At 38.2% G+C, this 338-nt stretch carries 1 protein-coding gene; it reads left to right on the forward strand.

The features are described from left to right. Window positions 1–338 (forward strand): YbaK/EbsC family protein (locus tag C1E99_RS03620; protein WP_105206611.1); only part of this gene is annotated, 338 nt, incomplete at both ends.

Consider the following 338-nt stretch of genomic DNA (forward strand, 5'->3'; position numbering starts at 1 on the left):
AAGAAAAAGACTACATTTTATTTACTGATCATGGATGACCAGAAGCAGCTGGATATGGACCAGTTTCGTGATTTGGTAGGAGCCAATCGTATTCGTATGGCCTCAAGTGAAAGCTTGATGGAAAAAATGCACTTGCCTGCGGGTGTGGTATCTGTTTTTGGCTTGTTACAAAATGTTGATAAGGATATTCAAGTCTATTTTGATAAAGAAATCCTTTCTGAATCCATTCTAACCTTTCACCCCAATGTTAATACGAAAACAATTTTTGTAAGGACAGAGGATGTTTTACGTTTTGTCGAAGAGCTTGGCTTTTCAGCAACGATTGTTGACTTGGGGTA

Origin of the sequence: Streptococcus suis, assembly GCF_002964045.1 — a bacterium.
In the GTDB taxonomy this organism is placed as follows: Bacteria; Bacillota; Bacilli; order Lactobacillales; family Streptococcaceae; genus Streptococcus; species Streptococcus suis_U.